The sequence below is a fragment of the Enterobacter sp. C6 genome (genome assembly GCF_008122455.1).
Classification (GTDB): Bacteria; Pseudomonadota; Gammaproteobacteria; order Enterobacterales; family Enterobacteriaceae; genus Enterobacter; species Enterobacter pseudoroggenkampii.
Genome location: NZ_QPFW01000029.1, coordinates 1 through 898 on the forward strand (window position 1 = coordinate 1; position 898 = coordinate 898).

Annotated in this window: 1 protein-coding gene; it reads left to right on the top strand. The window is 64.6% G+C overall.

Annotated features, from left to right (window positions below; all coding sequences use genetic code 11):
- Nucleotides 1-898, top strand: an 898-nt coding sequence (locus DOU50_RS00175; protein ID WP_148768452.1) for an efflux RND transporter permease subunit, incomplete at both ends; no start/stop codon positions are given.

Sequence of the window (898 nt, forward strand, 5' to 3'; positions counted from 1 at the left end):
AGAGATCGGCGTCTCGCTGGCGCTCACCATGCTGGCGGTTGTGGTGGTCGTTTCCCTGTTTCTGCAAAGCTGGCGCGCCACGCTGATTGTCGCCCTCGCCATTCCGGTGTCGCTGGTGGGGACGTTTGCCGTGCTCTATACGCTCGGCTACTCCGCCAACACGCTGAGCCTGTTCGCCATTATTCTGGCGCTGACCATGGTGGTGGATGACGCCATCGTGGTGGTGGAGAGCGTCGAAACGCTGATGGCGGAAGGGCAGAGCCGCACGGCGGCGATCGCGCTGGCCCTGCGCCAGATCGCCGGACCGGTGATCGCGACGACGCTGGTGCTGCTGGCGGTATTTGTGCCGGTGACGCTGCTGCCGGGGATTGTCGGCGAGCTGTATCGCCAGTTCGCGGTGACGCTCTCCACCGCCGTGACGCTCTCAAGCCTGGTGGCGCTGACCCTGACGCCCGCGCTGTGCGCGATGCTGCTGCGTCCGCGCCCGGAGAAACCGGCGGCCGTTTATCGCGCCTTCAACCGCGGGCTGGACGCCACGCGCGGTTTCTACACCCGCCTCGTGCATATCTTAAACCTGCGTCCGTGGCTGGCGCTGCTGGCCACCGCAGGCGCGGCGGCAGTCGTGCTGTTCAGCTTTACATCGATGCCAAAAGGTTTCCTGCCGCAGGAAGATCAGGGTTATTTCTTTGCCAGCGTCCAGCTGCCGGAAGCGGCTTCGCTGGAGCGTACCGAAGCGGTGATGACCACCGCGCGGGAGCTGATCGCCCAAAATCCGGCGGTGGGGGATGTGATTCAGGTCTCCGGGTTTAACATCCTCAACGGCACCAGCGCCTCTAACGGCGGGTTTATCTCCATCATGCTGAAGGACTGGAGCGAGCGTCCGCCGCTGGAGGAGGTG